18 protein-coding genes and 1 other RNA gene are annotated in these 19,276 nt (G+C 43.6%); 15 read left to right on the plus strand and 4 right to left on the minus strand.

All coding sequences use genetic code 11. The features are described 5' to 3' along the window. Positions 1–70 precede the first annotated feature (70 nt). Complete coding sequence (sspA, locus tag PPBDW_RS02195; RefSeq protein ID WP_036793185.1) at positions 71–709, plus strand: stringent starvation protein SspA; 639 nt, start codon at positions 71–73, stop codon at positions 707–709. 2 nt (positions 710–711) lie between these two features. Further along, positions 712–1,218 carry a ClpXP protease specificity-enhancing factor gene (gene sspB / locus PPBDW_RS02200; protein ID WP_036793187.1) on the plus strand — a complete coding sequence of 169 codons (507 nt, stop codon included), beginning with the start codon at positions 712–714 and terminating at the stop codon, positions 1,216–1,218. A gap of 71 nt (positions 1,219–1,289) precedes the next feature. Here sspB and PPBDW_RS02205 read toward each other — a convergent pair whose 3' ends face one another. Genes PPBDW_RS02205 through PPBDW_RS02220 form a run of 4 tightly spaced genes read right to left on the minus strand, consistent with a single transcriptional unit; the run spans position 1,290 to position 4,628 of the window. Then, positions 1,290–1,832 carry a BON domain-containing protein gene (locus tag PPBDW_RS02205; protein WP_036793188.1) on the minus strand — a complete coding sequence of 181 codons (543 nt, stop codon included), beginning with the start codon at positions 1,830–1,832 and terminating at the stop codon, positions 1,290–1,292. Between the two features lie 3 nt (positions 1,833–1,835). Continuing rightward, positions 1,836–2,426 (minus strand): phosphoheptose isomerase, encoded by a 591-nt coding sequence (locus PPBDW_RS02210; protein WP_036793190.1) that lies wholly within the window; start codon positions 2,424–2,426, stop codon positions 1,836–1,838. A 2-nt stretch (positions 2,427–2,428) separates the two neighbouring features. After that, complete coding sequence (locus PPBDW_RS02215) at positions 2,429–2,803, minus strand: YraN family protein (protein ID WP_036793192.1); 375 nt, start codon at positions 2,801–2,803, stop codon at positions 2,429–2,431. Next, complete coding sequence (locus PPBDW_RS02220) at positions 2,781–4,628, minus strand: penicillin-binding protein activator (protein WP_081045137.1); 1,848 nt, start codon at positions 4,626–4,628, stop codon at positions 2,781–2,783. The genes PPBDW_RS02215 and PPBDW_RS02220 overlap by 23 nt, the downstream gene beginning before the upstream one ends. 61 nt (positions 4,629–4,689) lie before the next feature. Here PPBDW_RS02220 and rsmI point away from each other — a divergent pair, with 61 nt between their 5' ends. The 13 genes from rsmI to murC all read left to right on the plus strand — a co-directional run bounded on the left by rsmI (position 4,690) and on the right by murC (position 19,006). Next, positions 4,690–5,550 carry a 16S rRNA (cytidine(1402)-2'-O)-methyltransferase gene (rsmI, locus tag PPBDW_RS02225; protein ID WP_036793194.1) on the plus strand — a complete coding sequence of 287 codons (861 nt, stop codon included), beginning with the start codon at positions 4,690–4,692 and terminating at the stop codon, positions 5,548–5,550. A 154-nt stretch (positions 5,551–5,704) separates the two neighbouring features. After that, positions 5,705–6,093, plus strand: an RNA gene (rnpB, locus tag PPBDW_RS02230) — RNase P RNA component class A. A 270-nt stretch (positions 6,094–6,363) separates the two neighbouring features. Continuing rightward, positions 6,364–6,822 (plus strand): division/cell wall cluster transcriptional repressor MraZ, encoded by a 459-nt coding sequence (mraZ, locus tag PPBDW_RS02235; protein WP_036793196.1) that lies wholly within the window; start codon positions 6,364–6,366, stop codon positions 6,820–6,822. A gap of 14 nt (positions 6,823–6,836) precedes the next feature. Beyond that, entirely contained in the window at positions 6,837–7,784 is a 948-nt protein-coding gene (rsmH, locus tag PPBDW_RS02240; protein ID WP_036793197.1) for a 16S rRNA (cytosine(1402)-N(4))-methyltransferase RsmH, read from the plus strand. Then, positions 7,781–8,098, plus strand: a complete 318-nt coding sequence (ftsL, locus tag PPBDW_RS02245; protein ID WP_036793200.1) for a cell division protein FtsL — start codon at positions 7,781–7,783, stop codon at positions 8,096–8,098. Before rsmH ends, ftsL begins: the two co-directional genes overlap by 4 nt. 3 nt (positions 8,099–8,101) lie before the next feature. Beyond that, positions 8,102–9,844 (plus strand): penicillin-binding transpeptidase domain-containing protein, encoded by a 1,743-nt coding sequence (locus tag PPBDW_RS02250; RefSeq protein ID WP_036793202.1) that lies wholly within the window; start codon positions 8,102–8,104, stop codon positions 9,842–9,844. An 8-nt stretch (positions 9,845–9,852) separates the two neighbouring features. Next, positions 9,853–11,376, plus strand: coding sequence for a UDP-N-acetylmuramoyl-L-alanyl-D-glutamate--2,6-diaminopimelate ligase (gene murE / locus PPBDW_RS02255; RefSeq protein ID WP_036793204.1), 1,524 nt, complete (start codon positions 9,853–9,855; stop codon positions 11,374–11,376). Then, complete coding sequence (murF, locus tag PPBDW_RS02260; protein ID WP_036793206.1) at positions 11,373–12,743, plus strand: UDP-N-acetylmuramoyl-tripeptide--D-alanyl-D-alanine ligase; 1,371 nt, start codon at positions 11,373–11,375, stop codon at positions 12,741–12,743. The genes murE and murF overlap by 4 nt, the downstream gene beginning before the upstream one ends. Then, positions 12,743–13,825 carry a phospho-N-acetylmuramoyl-pentapeptide-transferase gene (gene mraY / locus PPBDW_RS02265; protein WP_036793207.1) on the plus strand — a complete coding sequence of 361 codons (1,083 nt, stop codon included), beginning with the start codon at positions 12,743–12,745 and terminating at the stop codon, positions 13,823–13,825. The genes murF and mraY overlap by 1 nt, the downstream gene beginning before the upstream one ends. Position 13,826: 1 nt before the next feature. Next, positions 13,827–15,164, plus strand: a complete 1,338-nt coding sequence (murD, locus tag PPBDW_RS02270; protein WP_036793209.1) for a UDP-N-acetylmuramoyl-L-alanine--D-glutamate ligase — start codon at positions 13,827–13,829, stop codon at positions 15,162–15,164. Continuing rightward, complete coding sequence (ftsW, locus tag PPBDW_RS02275) at positions 15,164–16,477, plus strand: cell division protein FtsW (RefSeq protein ID WP_036793211.1); 1,314 nt, start codon at positions 15,164–15,166, stop codon at positions 16,475–16,477. The genes murD and ftsW overlap by 1 nt, the downstream gene beginning before the upstream one ends. Next, positions 16,464–17,528 (plus strand): undecaprenyldiphospho-muramoylpentapeptide beta-N-acetylglucosaminyltransferase, encoded by a 1,065-nt coding sequence (murG, locus tag PPBDW_RS02280; RefSeq protein ID WP_036793213.1) that lies wholly within the window; start codon positions 16,464–16,466, stop codon positions 17,526–17,528. The genes ftsW and murG overlap by 14 nt, the downstream gene beginning before the upstream one ends. 14 nt (positions 17,529–17,542) lie before the next feature. Next, entirely contained in the window at positions 17,543–19,006 is a 1,464-nt protein-coding gene (gene murC, locus PPBDW_RS02285) for a UDP-N-acetylmuramate--L-alanine ligase (RefSeq protein ID WP_036793215.1), read from the plus strand. Positions 19,007–19,276: the final 270 nt, after the last annotated feature.

Below are 19,276 nucleotides of genomic sequence, written 5' to 3' on the forward strand. Positions count from 1 at the left end.
GTTAAGAATCTCGCAATGGGGGCTTGAGCCTCCATTGCTTTTTGTGTATTGAAATATACTGGAGGGGTTGATGGCTGTTGCTGCCAATAAACGCTCTGTGATGACTCTGTATTCTGATGCTTCAGACATCTACAGCCATCAGGTGCGTATCGTACTAGCCGAAAAAGGCGTTAGTGTTGAAATTGAGCTGGTTGATCCAATGAGCCTGCCGGAAGATCTGTTAGAATTGAACCCATACAGTTCAGTTCCAACATTGGTTGATCGCGAATTAGCGCTATACCAAGCTAACATTATCATGGAGTACTTGGATGAGCGTTTCCCTCACCCACCTCTAATGCCTGTTTATCCTGTTGCTCGTGGTAATAGTCGTTTGATGATGTACCGTGTTGAGCGTAACTGGTACTCACTAGCTGACAAGATTAACTCAGGCAATGCTGATGAAGCTGATAAAGCACGTAAGCAATTACGTGAAGAGCTATTAGCATTAGCACCTGTATTCGCTGAATACCCATTCTTTATGAGTGATGAATTTAGCTTAGTTGATTGCTACCTAGCTCCACTATTATGGCGTTTGCCTGAAATGGGTATTGAGCTAAGTGGTACTGGCGCTAAAGAAGTGAAGGCATATATGACTCGCGTATTTGAACGTGATTCATTCCTTGCATCATTAACTGAAGCTGAACGTGAAATGCGTTTAGCTGGCCAGTAATTATGGATATGGAAAATATGACGCCGCGCCGCCCTTATTTGTTGCGCGCGTTTTATGATTGGTTGGTTGATAATGACCTAACACCACATTTAGTCGTTGATGCGACTTTACCTGGGGTTAAGGTGCCAATGGAGTTTGTTAGTGATGGTCAAATCATCCTTAACATTGCCCCTATGGCAGTGGGTAACCTCGAACTGAGCAATGAAGCTGTCAGCTTTAGTGCTCGCTTTAGTGGACGCCCACATTCAGTTATCGTACCTATGTATGCAGTTTTAGCTATTTATGCACGTGAAAACGGCGCAGGAACAATGTTCGAGCCAGAAGCTGCATATGATACTGAAACACCTATCTATGATGATGAGCATGCGTTAGAAGACGACAACACTGATGATGTAGTGTCTCCTACAGTTTCACCATTTGCAGTCGTTACAGAAGCGGCTGAAGGTGATGAGCCTGATGATGAGCCACCACGTCCTCGTGGTCGTCCAAGCTTACGCGTTGTCAAATAACATTGGCAATTAGCTAAAATAAAAACGCAGCCATTGGCTGCGTTTTTTTATGACTCAAATAAGCGAACTAATTAGCTGGTAAGTGGTTTTTCAAATAGTGTAATAACGTGTTTAACACCTGAAACATTCCGAGCAATATTAGCGGCTATCGCAGCCTGTTCTGGTCCGACATAACCCAATAAAAACACTTGTTTATTTTCAGTGATCACTTTAATGACCACATTGGTTAGTTGTTTACTGGCAATCAGTTGCGACTTCACTTTAGTGGTTAACCACGCATCGTTACTGATACTCGTCATGGTTAATAATGGCCGTACTTGGATTTGATCATAAATACGCTTCACATCGCTAATAGCACGGACTTGAGTAACAAATGCTTGCTTTAGTGGTTGTGATGTTGCTTGACCAACGAGCAATACTGTACCGTCTAAGGCAACACTATCAATACTCAATTGTTTGGTATATTTACGAGTGTGGGCAATACCTGCAATATCCATTTCCGTTTTTTGATCTTGCCAGTGCTGGGTGTTATTGCGTGGATCTTGGGTTGAAAAAACAGAACATCCAGAGAGTGATAAGCTCGAAATAATGAGTAACGCCAATAACCACTTCATCGGTTAGCCTTCGTGATGAGGAAATAAAACTTGGTCAATTAAATCGCATAGGCAATGGACTGTTAATAAATGGCCTTCTTGAATACGAGCTGTTCGTTGGGATGGAATACGAATTTCAACATCTTGTACGCCTAATAATCCCGCCATTTCGCCACCATCCTTACCTGTTAAGGCAATGATATTCATATCACGAGTTAGCGCAGCTTCCATCGCTTTAATGATGTTCTTGCTATTACCGCTTGTGGATAGTACCAATAAAATATCACCGGCTTGGCCTAAGGCGCGGACTTGCTTTGAAAAAACGTCATCATGGTGGTAATCATTGGCTATGGCGCTTAACACGGTAGTATCTGCCGTTAATGCTAATGCGGGTAAGCTCGGACGTTCAATTTCAAAACGATTGATTAGGCATGAGGCTAGTTGTTGGGCATTGGCTGCTGAACCACCATTACCACAACTTAAAATCTTATTGCCATTTAATAAACTTTGAACCATCACTTGAGCAGCTTTTGAAATTGCATCTGGCAGTGCTTCAGCAGCAGCTATTTGGGTTTGGATACTTTCGGTGAAACTTTCTCGAATGCTATCTAGCATGACTAACCTTCAACTAATATGTTAGTAAACCACTCAATGTGGTGGTGATGACCTTGGATAGCAATCACATCAAAGCGAAATTGACTATGCTCAATTGAGAAGCCATTTTTGTGTAACCAAAAAAAAGCTGCGCGTTTGAGTTTTTGTTGTTTACGCCAATTTACCGCTTCAACGGCTGATCCATAGTGAGCTTGGGTTCGGTATTTTACTTCAATAAACACCAAACATTTACCTTGTCGCATGATTAAATCAATTTCACCACTGCGACAGCTAAAATTTCGTGCAATAGGCGTCAAATTATGGCGGCACAAAAATTGTTCCGCCATTTGTTCATAGGCTTGGCCAATTTGACGTTTATTGGGCAGAAGTCTCACCATTGATAAGAGTAATATTATCAGCTGCACTAGAGATAGGTGCCGTTGGCGTATGCGTTGCAGTTAGCGGCGTTATACCTTGACTACTAAACTTCCCCCAATCCATTTGACGCTGAACAACACAGTAGTTATTCACGGATAATTGTCCAGTTTCACCCTGTACGGTGTAATCACTATTTGCACGCATCTCAGGTAACTTTTTAGCTATTGAGTAAGCATCCATGCCAAATGCATGTAAACGAATACTGGTATTACCTTGATTTGGCCACAGTTGATTAAAGCGTTCCATATAACCCGGTTGTGGGTTGATGAGTAATGGAATATCACTGACTTCGATACCTCGCAATTCACGATTGGTATTGTGACTATCTGGATTACTGCGTGAGCTTGCGTATATTTGGGCTGGATCGCCACTTGGAGGCATTGATGCTTCAATGAAAGGTTTTAGCATCATTACTTCGTTACGACTGGCGACCATATAAATAGCATCAACATGGCTGCCTGCACCGCTGGTAAAAGCGCTTTTAATTTGCTGAGGTATCTCAGCGCGGCTACCAAAATTAACGATTAGCGCTGGTTGATTATCAAGCTGTAACCATTGTTGGTTAAACGCTTGTGCAACTCGTTGACCGAAGCCATTAGATGGCACTAATATCGCTGGATTGCGGTGCCCTTGGGCGTAAATACGTTCTGCGGCTTGCTGTGCTTCTTGTTCTGGTGATAAAGCAAAATAGCAAGCATTGGGTTTGTTATTACTGATTTGTGGTGGCATGTTTAATGCCAGCATATTGATATGGCTGGTATTGTCTTGTTGAAACTCAGTAATAACATTTTTACGTAGCGGGCCGACAACAAACTGAGTACCGTTATGCTGTAGCTGCGCCATGATATCTGGCATTGATTGTGCTTCAGTATCGTAAATATTGAGCTCGCTATCCGCATCGCGATTTTTATCATCCATCATCGAATTAATAAAACCATCACGAACGGCTTTACCTTGAGCTGCAAAACGACCTGAGAGTGGCAACAATAAGGCGATATTATCCAGCTTAATCGCTTTCATGTCGATTAACGCTTTTAGCTCTGCCGGTAAATATTGATTTGCGGGATGATAAGGATGGCGATGTAGCCATTGTTCAAGTGCTTGTTTTAGTTGCATTGGCTGCATCGCCGCATTGTTTTTCAACATTGCGAGTTCAACCCAACCTTTCAGGACACTATCATTATCGGTGAGCTTAACGCTGCCTAATTGAGCATTAGTATAACCAGACAGATCATGCCAAACTTGCTGCCAGTTAGCGGCTTTTTGACTTTGCTCTAAATAGTAATCAAGCTTAGTACGTTCACGTGCTGCTTGGAACGGATGGTTTAACTGCTCCAACAGATTTGCACGTAAAGTGTAATAACGTTGATACTGGCTCTTGGTTAGTTGCCACGATGGCTGAAAGTTTAAGCTGTTCAGTGCCGCTTGTGGTTGACCCTGATGCTCACGTACCATTGCGCGTGCGAGTTGCCACTCCGCAATTTGGGTTGGGCTCATAGATTGTTGAGATAATTTAGCAATCCATTGATCGGCTTGTTGCCATTTATTTTCGAGGATCATCGCTTTAACAGCCATGATCTCCCAGTTAATGCGCTCTGCGCCATCACTGGTGTTAACTTTATTTAAATAGGCGGCTGAGCTTTGAGCGGCTACCGCAGTGATATCCGTTAATGGAACCTGCTGGTTGTACAGGTTTGGCGTGCTACACCCTGCTAAAGCAACAGCAAGGGCTACAGGCGCCATCAGTCGTGATACACTTTTACGCTTATGGGTAAAATTGGGCATTGAATTTATTCAACTGTGACAAATTACTCTTGATATTAATTGCAGATGAGATCTTAGACAAATGAGTGAGAGCAATTCAGGCATGGTAGATGTCGCAACTTTATACATCGTACCGACACCTATCGGTAATCTTGCTGATATAACGCAGCGTGCATTAGACGTATTAGCAAACGTAGATTTAATTGCTGCTGAAGATACACGTCATACATCGCGATTGTTGTCCCATTTCTCTATCTCGACCCGCACCTTTGCGCTTCACGATCATAATGAACAGCAAAAAGCTGACTTTTTGATTGAGAAACTTCAGGCAGGTACTAGCATCGCGCTTGTATCAGATGCTGGTACGCCGCTGATCAGTGATCCAGGGTATCATCTTGTTAATCGCTGTCGTCATGCGGGTGTTAAAGTTGTGCCATTACCAGGTCCATGTGCTGTGATTACAGCGTTGAGTGGTTCAGGTTTGCCTTCTGACCGTTTCAGTTTTGAAGGTTTTCTTCCTCCAAAAAGTAAAGGTCGCCGCGACTGTTTTCAAGCATTAGCCGACGATGCACGAACATTGATCTTTTATGAGTCGCCACATCGTATTAATGATTCCCTAAGTGATATGTTAGCCGTGCTTGGCCCTGATCGCCAAGTAGTATTAGCGCGTGAGTTAACAAAAACTTATGAAACTATCCATGGCGCACCACTTGGCGAGTTGATTGACTGGTTAGCTGAGGACAGTAATCGTGTTCGTGGCGAGATGGTAATTTTAGTGGCTGGTCATCGTGCTCAGAAAGATGATCTGCCTAGTGAGGTTTTACGGACGCTAACATTATTGGCTAAAGAGTTGCCTCTTAAAAAAGCAGCAGCACTAACCGCTGAAATTCATGGTGCCAAGAAAAATGCCTTGTATAAATGGGGTCTTGAAAATCTTGAGTAAAGCGACCTAGCTTACGCCAGTTAATTTGCTGACTTGAGACGAGGGCGTGGTTTTTATCAACGAATTAAAATCAGACGTTGGTTTTTTGTTCAAGCTGTAACTTTGGTGATTTTTTCACTGGTAACTGTGAGCGTAGTCTTATACAATTCACGGCGGAGTTGGTCAGGTAATCGCTGCTTCGTTGGTAACCTTCGGGAAATCAATGGAGGGGAGGAAAGTCCGGGCTCCACAGGGCAGGGTGCCAGATAACGTCTGGGGGGCGCAAGCCCACGACAAGTGCAGCAGAGAGCAAACCGCCGATGGCCCATTGCTTGCAATGGTGCACAGGTAAGGGTGAAAGGGTGCGGTAAGAGCGCACCGCGCGGCTAGTAATAGTTTGTGGCAGGGTAAACTCCACCCGGAGCAAGACCAAATAGGTCCCTAATGGCGCGGCCCGCGTTGGGGACGGGTAGGTTGCTTGAGTCTGTGAGCGATTGCAGACCTAGACGAATGATTGCCGCCGCGAAAGCGGAACAAAACCCGGCTTATCGACCGACTCCCTACATTTAGAGAAGGTGGTGTTTGATTACAAGCACCACCTTTTTTTCGTTTTATTTTCCGCCAAAATTACATTTCGCAATCAGGTTTATTCGCCACTGTTAGAAGTGTGTCTGAATTACAGCCAATTGCTTGACATCGTTTTTGTCTCATACGTACACTTTGTGGTGGGAATTTGTGGGGAAAAGTGGTGTTGTCTTATTATCTTTGTTGTTATTCTGCTAAAGTGAGTAATTAACGTACTCTTTTATCGTGTAATTCAACCGAGATCCCCAAATGTTAAGAGGTGCCACTAACGTTGTTATTGATGATAAAGGTCGTTGGGCAATGCCGAAGCGTTACCGAGCGTCATTAATTGAGCAATGTCAGGGACACTTTGTTTGTACTATCGATCACCAGTTTTGTTGCTTGTTGCTATATCCCATCGATGAATGGGAACGAATTGAAGCTAAATTAGTACGTCTATCCAGCCTTCACCCCGCAGAGCGCCGATTGCAACGATTATTGCTTGGGCATGCTAGCGAATGTGAATTGGATGCGCAGGGAAGGATATTAATTCCACCGACGTTAAGACAATATGCTCAGTTAGCGAATAGAATTATGGTCGTCGGCCAGTTAAATAAATTTGAAATCTGGTCTGCGCCTTTATGGCAACAGCAAATCGAACATGATATCGACCTTCAGGCTGAGGATGCGCCGGAATCTTCCCCGCGCCTTAGTGAGCTTTCACTTTAGCTGAAATTATATTTATGTCTGAGCAATTTGAGCACGTCTCCGTTTTACTTAATGAATCAGTAGACGGGTTAGCCATTAAACCCGATGGTATCTATATTGATGGAACCTTCGGTCGCGGCGGTCACAGCCGTTTAATTCTTTCAAAATTGGGTGACAATGGTCGCCTTTATAGTATTGATCGCGATCCTCAAGCGATTGCAGAAGCACAAAAAATTGATGATCCACGTTTTGAAATTATTCATGGCCCATTTTCTGGCATGGAAAAATACATGCAAGAACGTGATCTTATTGGTCGTGTTGACGGTGTCCTACTTGATTTAGGTGTTTCGTCACCACAGCTTGATGATGCTGAACGCGGTTTTAGCTTTATGCGTGATGGTCCATTGGATATGCGTATGGATCCTACTTCAGGTATGTCTGCTGCTGAATGGTTAGCAGAAGCTGATGCTGATGATATTGCATGGGTACTGAAAGAGTTTGGCGAAGAACGTTTCGCTAAGCGTATTGCACGCGGTATTGTTGAACATCGTGAAAACCCAGAGAAAGAGCCATTAACACGTACGCGTGAATTGGCCAGTCTTATTGCTGAAGTCTCTCCTTTTAGAGATAAACATAAGCACCCTGCGACCCGCAGCTTCCAGGCTATTCGTATTTATATTAATAGCGAATTAGAAGAGATTGATACTGCGTTGCATGGTGCAATGAACACGCTTGCTGCTGGTGGCCGTTTATCTGTGATTAGTTTCCATTCATTGGAAGATCGCATGGTAAAACGCTTTATCCGTAAGCAAAGTAAAGGGCCTGATGTGCCCGCGGGCTTACCATTGACAGAAGATCAAATTAAAGCACTTGGTAGTGCTGATATGAAACCTGTAGGTAAAGCAATTAAACCGTCACAAAATGAACTTGGTTATAATACCCGTGCTCGTAGTTCAGTATTACGTTTGGCCGAGCGTCTATGAAACCAACAGAATCTTCAATGAATCTGGCTAGCCTGATCGGACGAGACCTCGTCACGGTCGGGTTGGTACCGCTGATTCTAGCCTTTACTATCCTCATATCTGCCTTATCTGTTGTTTATGTTACTCATGAATCTCGTCAATTAATTGCCAAGCAAGAAAAATTGCTAATGCAACGTGAGAACTATGATGTCGAGTGGCGAAATCAGATCCTTGAAGAAAACTCACTTGCAGAGCACAGTCGTATTGAACGATTAGCTGAAACTGAACTCAAAATGCAACGTCCATCTGTCGATAATGAAATTGTTATACATTAAAAGATGAAATTATTTAATCGTTCAAATAAAAATACCAAGGTTAGTCCTAAGAGCACGCCATTTTTAAAATGGCGTTTTATGATCATCTGTGGTTTTATTTTATTAGGTTTCTTTGGCCTAATTGCTCGTGCTGCCTATATTCAAGTGCTTGAACCAGGCCGTCTTATTCAAGAGGGTGATGCCCGTTCGTTGCGAGTGCAATTAATGCCTTCCGCACGTGGTATTATTTCCGATCGTAACGGTGAGCAACTTGCCGTTAGTGTGCCAGTACAGGCAGTATTTGCTAACCCAGTTGAGATCTTTAAACACGGTGGTTTAAGTGAAACTAAGCGTTGGAATGCGCTTGCCGATGTGCTTGATCTTGACCGCACCAAACTGCTGCAACGACTCGAAAAAAATAAAAATCGAAAATTCATTTATCTTGCGCGCCAAGTTAGCCCACCGATGGCTAATTACGTCGAGAAATTAAAATTACCAGGTATTGGCTTACGAGCTGAGTCACGTCGTTTTTATCCTTCTGGTGAAGTTAGTGCCCAATTAATCGGTTTTACTGGTATTGATGGTCATGGACTTGATGGTATCGAAAAAACCTATGATGGTTGGTTAACGGGTGAGCCGGGACGCCGTACTGTACGTAAAGATCGCTATGGTCGAGTAGTCGAAAATATTTCTCAGCAAAGCCGTCAGCCAGGTAAACCGTTAGAGTTAAGTATTGATCAGCGCATTCAAGCGATTGCTTATCGTGCCGCGAAAGAAGGGGTGATGGATATTCCTGCCACTTCGGTCAGTATTGCGATTTCAGATGTGCGTACTGGTGAAATTCTCGCAATGGTTAATGCGCCATCATTTAACCCCAATGATCGTAATGATCGTCAGCCATATAAAATGCGTAATCGGGTGATCACCGATACTTTTGAACCGGGTTCAACGGTGAAGCCATTTGTGGTTTATACCGCACTCAAAAATGGTGTCGTCAATGAACATACGCTAATTAATATTCCGCAAAGTAAGCATTTCCGTGTAGGTAGCAAAGTGATCACTGACGTATCACGAATTGAACCACTAGCGACCGTACAACGTATTTTACAGAAATCGAGTAATATCGGTGTAAGTAAATTATCGTTAGCAATGCCAGTCGAAGACATTCTTGATACCTACCGTAAAGTTGGCTTTGATGAGCCATCAGGGATCAACTTAATTGGTGAAACGACGGGTCACTTCCCTAACCGTTATCGTTGGTCAGATATTGGGCGCGCTACCTTGGCTTATGGTTACGGTATTTCGTTAACGCCAATTCAATTACTGCATGCTTACACTACCTTAGGTGCTTACGGTATTAAACGACCATTATCAATTTTAAAAACAGAAAAAGTGGTTCCGGGAGAGCAAGTACTCGATCCTAAAATTGCTAAGAAAATTCTGTTGATGATTGAGTCTGTTACCGATAAAGCCGGTGGTGGTGGTGGTTGGCGTGCTGCTGTTCCAGGCTATCGCGTTGGTGTTAAAACCGGTACTGCGAAGAAAGCGATTGCTGGTGGTTACGGTAATGATTACTTCTCATATACTGTTGGTGTGGCTCCGATCAGTCATCCGCGCTTAGCGATAGTGGTAATGGTGAATGAGCCTAAAGGTGATAAATTCTATGGTGGTGCAGTTGCTGCGCCAATTTTATCAAAAGTACTTGGTGGTGCACTACAGATCCTAAACGTGCCGCCAGATGCTGATACGCTAAAAATAGATAAATGAGTGTGATCATGGCATTGGTTAAGCAGGAAGTACAATTAGGCGCTTTGTTAGCGCCTTGGTTAACAGCCAAAAATGTGCCAGCTGAATATGCACAATTGTTGTTAACTACGATGACATTGGATAGCCGCCAAGTAACGGCAGGATGTTTATTTGCCGCGGTTAATGGCCATACAGTCGATGGGCGTCGTTTTATTGCCAATGCTATTGCAGCTGGTGCGAGCGCCATTGTTGCAGAAGCTGAAGGTGTTGCTAGTGATGGAGAGATCCAGTTTCAAGATGGGATCATCATTATCTATCTACACCATCTAGGCCATAAGTTATCTGCTATTGCTGGGCGTTTTTATGCCGAGCCTGATAGTAAACTTAAATTGTATGCAGTAACGGGCACCAATGGTAAAACGACCATTAGCCAATTATTGGCACAGTGGGCTGATTTAATTGGTTATCGTGCTGGTGTGATGGGGACGACAGGCAATGGTTTGTTAACCGATCTTCAGCCTGCGGCAAACACCACCGGTAGTGCGATTGAAGTTCAACAAACGTTAGCGGAATTAGTTACTCAAGGTGCTAATTTTGCTGCGATGGAAGTGTCCTCTCATGGTTTAGTACAAGGCCGTGTTAGTGCATTACATTTTGTTGCCAGTATCTTTACTAATCTGAGTCGTGATCATCTTGATTATCATGGTGATATGGCTCATTACGCAGCGGCGAAAAAAAGCTTATTTACTGAACATGACAGTGGTGTAGCGGTGATTAATGCCGATGACGCTATTGGTCAGCAATGGTTAGCTGATTTACCACAAGCGGTTGCAGTCGCGATGAATGCTGAGGCTGTGGTAGCACACTCTGGACCAAAATTGTGGGCGACTGCCGTCGACTTTAGTACTCAAGGTGTGACGATTTGTTTCGAATCAAGCTGGGGTAATGGTAACTTTACCGCACCATTAGTGGGTTCATTTAATGCGACTAACTTATTGTTGGCATTGGCAACGTTATTAGTTAGTGGGCACTCATTACCACAACTGTTAGCCGTTGCACCACGCTTACAAGCTGTGATTGGCCGTATGGAAGTTTTTCAGGCACCACAAGCTGATAAAGCAATGATGGTCGTTGATTATGCGCACACCCCTGATGCGCTCGACAAAGCACTGCAAGCATTACGTGTACACTGTGATGGTCAACTGTGGTGTTTATTTGGCTGTGGTGGTGATCGTGATAGCGGTAAACGACCAATGATGGCTGCAATTGCAGAACAGTATGCTGATCATATTATTTTAGTCGATGACAATCCTCGCAGTGAAGATCCACAGCAAATTATGCTCGATATGCAAGCAGGATTAACCGTCGCGACGGCTGCTACGATCATTCATGATCGTGCTCAAGCGTGCGCTTATGCACTTACGCATGCGAAGGCTAATGATATTATTTTGGTCGCAGGTAAAGGCCATGAAGATTACCAAATTCTTGCAGATCGTACGATCCACTATTCAGACCGCGAAACTGTGGCCGCATTATTTAGAGAACTTCCATGATCAAGGTTCAACTGAGTCACTTACAATCGGTATTAGCCGCAGAGTTAATTGGTGAGGATATTGAGATTGCTGCGGTATCAACTGATACTCGCGTGATCGGCGATAATACCTTATTTATTGCTCTTATTGGTGAGCGTTTTGATGCCCATGACTTTTGTCACAAAGCGGTTGAAAACGGTGCTAAAGCATTATTAGTCAGTAAGCCATTAGGATTAGATATTCCACAATTAGTGGTTGCTGATACTCATCAAGCTTTAGGTCAGTTAGGCGCATGGTTAAAAGCTAAAATGACGGCTGAGTATGGATTAAAAACCCTCGCATTAACGGGAAGTTGTGGCAAAACCACCGTTAAAGAAATGGCTGCAGCAATTTTAGCGACCAAAGGTAAAGTGTTAGCAACTGCGGGAAACTTTAATAATGATATAGGGGTGCCATTAACATTATTGCGTTTAACTCCTACCGATAACTATGCCGTGATTGAGCTTGGTGCTAATCATTTAGGCGAAATTGCTTACACGACTGCGTTAGTTAAACCTGATGTGGCTTTGATTAATAATCTTGCTGCCGCTCACCTTGAGGGATTTGGTTCATTACTCGGGGTGGCTAAAGCCAAAGGTGAAATTTTTGAAGGATTAGCCGCACAAGGGCAGGCGGTGATAAATCTTGATTCTAATCAACTTGCAATGTGGCAGCCAACGTTATCTAACCACAATGTAGTCAGCTTTTCGGCAACGATGAATAGCGCTGATTATTTTGCGACTGAGATAAATCTTAACCAGCAAGGTTTAGCGTGTTTTACCATGCAAACCCCGATGGGTGCTATTGATATCAAGTTAACCTTAGCTGGCATTCATAATGTTAGTAATGCATTGGCAGCCGCGGCATTAACCATGGCATTAGGTGCCAGCTTAACAGAGGTAAAACAGGGTTTAGAAACCGTGACTAATGTTAAAGGTCGGTTAGCGATCTCTGAACCACGTTCAGGGTTACGGTTAATCGATGATACCTATAATGCCAGTGTTGCTTCTGTGAAAGCAGCGATTGATGTGCTACATAGTTTCAGTGGTAAGCGCTACTTTATTCTCGGTGATATGGCTGAACTTGGTGACGAAAGTGAGAGTTTACACCGAGAAGTGGGCGAATATGCACGCGATAAACAGTTTGATGGTGTGATGACATTTGGTCGTGCCAGTGCTGTTGTCAGTGAATTAAATAATGGTCAGCATTTTAGCGATAAAACTGCGTTGATCGATGAACTTAAACAACAATTACACCAACAACATGCTTCACAAGTGACTGTGCTTGCCAAAGGTGCGCGTAGTTCACATATGGAAGACGTTATTATTGCCTTGCAGGAAGATAAATAATGATTTACTGGTTAGCTGACCACTTTCAGTCCTCAATCCCTTTTTTCCGTCTGTTTGAATACCTGACGTTCCGCGCCATCATGAGTATTTTAACGGCGCTACTGTTTTCGTTGTGGTTAGGCCCTCGAATGATTGCTCGATTGCAGATGCTGCAAATTGGTCAAGTTGTGCGTCATGATGGCCCTGAGTCACATTTCAGTAAGCGCGGTACGCCAACCATGGGCGGCTTGATGATTTTAGCTGCAATTACCTTAACCGTATTGCTGTGGTGTGATCTTAGCAACCCTTATGTATGGGCTGTTTTGGTAGTTATGCTGGGCTATGGTGTGGTGGGTTTTGTTGATGATTATCGCAAAGTCGTACATAAAAATACTGATGGCTTAATTGCTCGTTGGAAATATTTCTGGCAATCAGCTATCGCCCTCGTGGTTGCTTTTGCACTTTATGCTTACGGCAAAGATACCGCAGCAACGCAATTAGTATTGCCGTTTTTTAAAGATGTGATGCCGCAGTTAGGTTTGTCTTATATTGTACTGACCTATTTTGTGATTGTTGGTACCAGTAATGCGGTTAACTTAACCGATGGCTTAGACGGTCTTGCAATTATGCCGACGGTAATGGTTGCCGCAGGTTTTGCTTTTATTGCGTGGGCTACTGGTAACTACAACTATGCAGAATACCTGCATATTCCTTACCTAAGTAATGCCGGTGAATTGGTTATTCTATGTACAGCTATTGTTGGTGCAGGTTTAGGTTTCCTATGGTTTAACACTTATCCTGCGCAAGTATTTATGGGTGATGTCGGCTCATTAGCATTAGGTGGTGCGCTAGGTACGATTGCAGTGTTAGTTCGTCAAGAATTCTTATTGGTGATCATGGGTGGCGTGTTTGTGATGGAAACGGTGTCGGTAATCTTACAAGTTGGCTCATTTAAATTACGTGGCCAACGTATCTTTAGAATGGCACCGATTCACCATCACTATGAATTAAAAGGCTGGCCAGAACCACGTGTTATTGTCCGTTTTTGGATTATCACGTTGATGCTGGTATTGATTGCATTAGCAACATTGAAGGTGCGTTAACATGAATGGCTTGGTAGGTATCAATAAGGTTGTGGTGATTGGACTTGGAATGACTGGTCTGTCAGTAGTTCACCATTTAGGACGATTACCGCAATCACTGGATATTAAAGTGATTGATACTCGTGATAACCCACTAGGCCAAGATCAATTGCCCGCTGGTGTTGATTTATGTGCCGGGCAGTGGAACTTACAGTGGCTGTTAGATGCTGATCTGATTGTCGCGAGCCCTGGGATTGCATTAGCCACGCCAGAATTATTATTAGCAGCTCAATCAGGGATTGAGCTGGTGGGTGATATTGAGTTATTTGCACGCGCGGTTAATAAACCAGTGATTGCAATCACTGGTTCTAATGGCAAAAGTACTGTTACTAGTTTAGTCGGTGAAATGGCTAAAGAAGCCGGCATTAATGTTGGTGTTGGCGGTAATATTGGTTTTGCAGCGCTTGATATGCTGGCACAGGATCATGATCTTTATGTGTTAGAGCTATCAAGTTTTCAGTTAGAAACTACCTCATCGTTGGTGCTTGAAGCGGCGGTATATTTAAATCTGTCTGAAGATCATATGGATCGCTATCCTGGCGGTTTAACGGATTATAGTAACGCTAAAATGCGCATTTTTAATCATGCCAAATTAGCCGTTTATAACCGTGATGATCTCGCGACTAAACCGTTATTTAGCGGTAACATGACCAGTTTTGGTTTTGATAGTAGCGATTATGGTTTAGTGATCGTAGATGGTGAGGAATGGCTCGCTATAGCGGGTGAGCCATTGATGGCAGTTAGTGAGATCGCTTTAGTTGGGCGTCATAATGTGGCTAACTGTTTAGCGGCATTAGCGTTAGCTGATGCGGTTGGTATTGATCGCCACTCTGCTTGCCAAGCAATGCGTCGTTACACCGGCCTTGCCCATCGTTGCCAACTTGCGGTTAATCAGCATGGTGTTAAATGGGTTAATGACTCTAAAGCCACCAATCTTGCGAGCACTGTGGCAGCATTAACCGGCTTGCAACTGGCTGGTAAACTGCATTTATTAATGGGCGGCGATGGTAAAGGTGCTGATTTCAGTGAACTTAAACCTGTTCTTGCTGACTTAAATGTACAACTTTATTGTTTTGGGCGTGATGGCCATTTATTTAGCGAACTCGTAGAGGATGCGATAAATGTCGACACCATGAGTGAAGCAATGGATCGTGCAGCAGCAACAGTACACGCTGGCGATATGGTTTTATTATCACCGGCATGTGCCAGTTGGGATCAATTCGCCAACTTTATGGCACGCGGTGATGCTTTTGTTGAACAAGCCATTCGGCTTCAAGATTCAGTCTCAGGAAATATGTAATGTTTAAAATGGCCCGTAACGGATTATCGGTAGTGTCAGGCTGGTTTTTAAAGCCAGCTAAACCGATTCTGTATGATCGCCAATTAGTGTGGATAGCAATCGCCTTAATGATTACTGGTTTAGTCATGGTTACCTCAGCATCTATACCTGTCGCTACTCGTCTTACTGGTATTCCTTTCTTCTTTGCACTTCGACATGCGTTTTTTCTCGCGTGTTCATTAGTGATTGCAGCGATTGTAATGCAAGTTCCATTAACAAAATGGGAAAAATATAGCGTACCGATGTTACTCACTTCGATCTTATTATTGATCGTGGTATTGGTCATCGGTCGTTCGGTTAATGGTGCTGCACGTTGGATTCCACTTGGAGTGTTTAACTTGCAGCCTGCTGAAGTCGCTAAACTATCGTTATTTGTGTTTCTGGCTGGTTATTTAGTCCGTAAAAATAAAGAAGTTAGAGGCAGTGTCGCTGGTTTTCTTAAACCTATTGCCGTACTTGGTATTATGGGATTTCTATTACTACAACAGCCTGACTTAGGATCGTTTGTAGTAATGTTCGTTGGTACGATTGGGATGCTGTTTCTTGCTGGTGCTCGGTTATGGCAGTTCTTAGTCATGATTGGACTCGCGATGGGAGGGATTACGATGTTGATCGTATTTGAGCCCTATCGTCTACGACGAGTCACCTCATTCTTAAATCCATGGCAAGATCCGTACGGTAGTGGCTATCAGTTAACCCAGTCATTAATGGCATTTGGCCGCGGTGACTGGTTTGGTCAAGGCTTAGGTAACTCGATTCAAAAACTGGCTTACCTTCCTGAAGCACATACTGACTTTGTGTTTGCCGTGTTAGCCGAAGAATTAGGTTTGATTGGCGTTATCGTGGTATTAACGCTGTTATTTGCGTTAGTGTTTAAAGCGATCATGATTGGCCGCAAATGTCTTGAAGATGGCTTGCTTTTTGGTGGCTATCTGGCATCTGGATTTGGTATTTGGTTTGCATTCCAAACTTTAGTTAACGTTGGTGCGGCGGCAGGTATTGTACCGACTAAAGGCTTAACGTTACCCTTGATCAGTTATGGTGGTTCGAGCTTATTTATTATGGCTGCCGCCGTGGCGATTTTGATTCGTATTGATTTTGAACAACGGGTTGCCGCTAAATTCTCATCAGAGCAACCGGCTGATGTTGATGATGAAGCATTAGATAATATGGAAGTAGCGGTTGAGCAAGGATCTTTAGGTTTACAGAGCCTAGCAACTGCTGATCATTCACAACTAGAACAAGATAAAAAGCATTCTAATGACAAAGAATAAACGTTTATTAGTGATGGCTGGTGGTACTGGTGGTCACGTATTCCCTGGACTTGCAGTTGCACGTCAATTACAGCAACAAGGTTGGGAAATTCGCTGGTTAGGCACAGCGGATCGCATGGAAGCGGAGTTAGTACCAAAGCATGGTATTGATATTGATTTTATTAAAGTAAAAGGCCTACGTGGCAGCGGTATTGTATCGTTACTCGGCGCACCATTTAAAATTATCAAAGCGATTTTTCAAGCCCGTAAATACATGCAAGCATGGCAGCCTGATGTGGTGCTTGGCATGGGGGGGTATGTCAGTGGTCCCGGTGGTGTAGCAGCTTGGTCGCTTGGTATTCCGGTGGTACTGCACGAACAAAATGCAGTCGCAGGTTTAACCAATCAATGGCTAGCGAAAATTGCCAGTAAAGTGTTGCAAGCTTTCCCTGGCGCATTTAAAGACAAGCAAGTCGTCGGTAACCCAGTTCGTGAAGATGTGACATTATTGGCTGACCCTAAACAACGTTTTGCTGAACGTAGTGGACCGATTCGCATTTTGGTTATGGGGGGGAGTCAAGGGGCACGTATTTTAAACCAGACTATGCCTGAAGTTGCCGCAATCTTAGGTGAGCATGTGACTATCTGGCATCAAGCTGGTAAAGGTAATCAGCAGTCGACTGAACAGGCCTATGCCAAAGATACTCAAACACCACATAAGGTGACTGAGTTTATTGATGATGTTGCTGCTGCTTATGGCTGGGCTGATTTAGTGGTTTGTCGTTCAGGCGCATTAACCGTTTCAGAGCTATCGGCTGCTGGAGTAGGAGCAATCTTTATTCCGTTTATGCACAAAGATCGTCAGCAAGCATTAAATGCTGAACATTTAGTTGCTTGTGGCGCAGCTAAAATGATTGAGCAACCACAATTAACTGTTGACGGTTTAGCTCAACAAATTAATTTATTAAATCGTATTGCGCTTGAGCACATGGCTTGTGCGGCGCGCAATGCTGCTATCATTGACGCAGACCAACGTGTCGCTGATGTGATCAAATCACTAGCAAAGAATTAAACAGGAACAAAGTGATGAGTAAACTGGATAACCAGCAATTAGCAAAGATTCGAACTATGGTGCCCGAGATGCGCCGAGTCGAACGTATTCACTTTGTTGGTATTGGTGGTGCAGGCATGAGCGGCATCGCAGAAGTATTAGTAAATGAAGGTTATCGTATTAGTGGTTCAGATATTGCACCTAATGCGGTAACCAATCGTCTGACAGCGAAAGGTGCTGAGATCTTTTTTGGTCATGCGGCTGAAAATGTTACTGGTGCTAGTGTGGTGGTGGCATCAACCGCTATCAACAAGCAAAACCCTGAATTATTAGCTGCAACAGAATTACGTATTCCTGTAGTACGTCGTGCTGAAATGTTGGCTGAGTTAATGCGCTATCGTCATGGTATTGCGATTGCGGGTACTCATGGGAAAACGACGACTACCGCTCTAGCTACTCAAATTTACTCTGAAGCTGGGCTTGATCCAACGTTTGTTAATGGTGGTCTAGTTAAAAGTGCAGGTACTAATGCTCGCTTAGGTTGTAGTCGTTATTTAATTGCTGAAGCTGATGAAAGTGATGCCTCGTTTTTACATTTGCAACCGATGGTGTGTGTGGTCACTAACATAGAAGCTGATCATATGGATACTTATGGTGGTGACTTTGAAGTGCTCAAGCAGACCTTCATTGATTTTATCCATAACTTACCATTTTATGGTTTAGCTGTGATGTGTATTGATGATCCTGTGGTGCGTGAATTATTACCACGTGTTGGTCGCCCAATGTTGACTTATGGTTTTGCCGAAGATGCTGATGTGCGATTAGTTAACTATACTCAAACTGGTCAGCAAGGTCACTTCACGGTACTGCGGAATGACAAACCAGCGTTGAATATTACCCTTAATATTCCGGGAAAACACAATGCACTTAATGCGACTGCTGCTATTGCTGTCGCGACTGAAGAAGGTGTTAGTGATGATGCCATCATGCGTGCTTTAATTGAGTTTGAAGGTACGGGGCGTCGCTTTGATCACCTTGGTGAGTTTGAAACTGGCAATGGTAACGTGATGTTGGTGGATGATTATGGTCATCACCCGAGTGAAGTCGATGTGACGATTCAAGCCGCACGTGCTGGTTGGCCGAATAAGCGTTTAGTAATGGTATTCCAGCCGCACCGTTATAGCCGTACTCGTGATTTATATGATGATTTTGCTAATGTGCTAGAACAAGTTGATGTGCTAGTGATGCTTGATGTTTATGCGGCTGGTGAAACCCCAATTGCTGGTGCGGATAGCCGTTCATTATGTCGTACTATTCGTTCTCGAGCTAAAATCGATCCTATATTTGTACCGCAAGCAGAGAATCTGCCTGCAATTTTAGCCAATATTATCCAAAATGATGATTTAGTTCTGACACAAGGTGCAGGCGATGTTGGCAAAATAGCCCGCCAATTAGCTGAATTACAGTTGAATATCGCGGTTATGCAGAATGATGCCTAGAGGGCATTATTTGTTACTGATGATGTCGTAACTATTGATCACTGGCTGTAAATTGGATATTCCATCGCCAGTGATCGCTATTTTTTGCGATTTCTCGACAAATAGATAAATTTATTGTCAGGTTATGCTCGGAAAACGCCTCATGAGTGTTGGAGTGGGTCGAGTTGCTCGGTATAATCGTTTAACTTTGCTCGTTATACCTGATTGAGCGCACCATCATAAAATACCTTTATGGAATGGTTTGGCTGAAATGGTAAGGTAAATAGACAC

Origin of the sequence: Photobacterium kishitanii, from assembly GCF_000613045.3 — a bacterium.
Classification (GTDB): domain Bacteria; phylum Pseudomonadota; class Gammaproteobacteria; order Enterobacterales; family Vibrionaceae; genus Photobacterium; species Photobacterium kishitanii.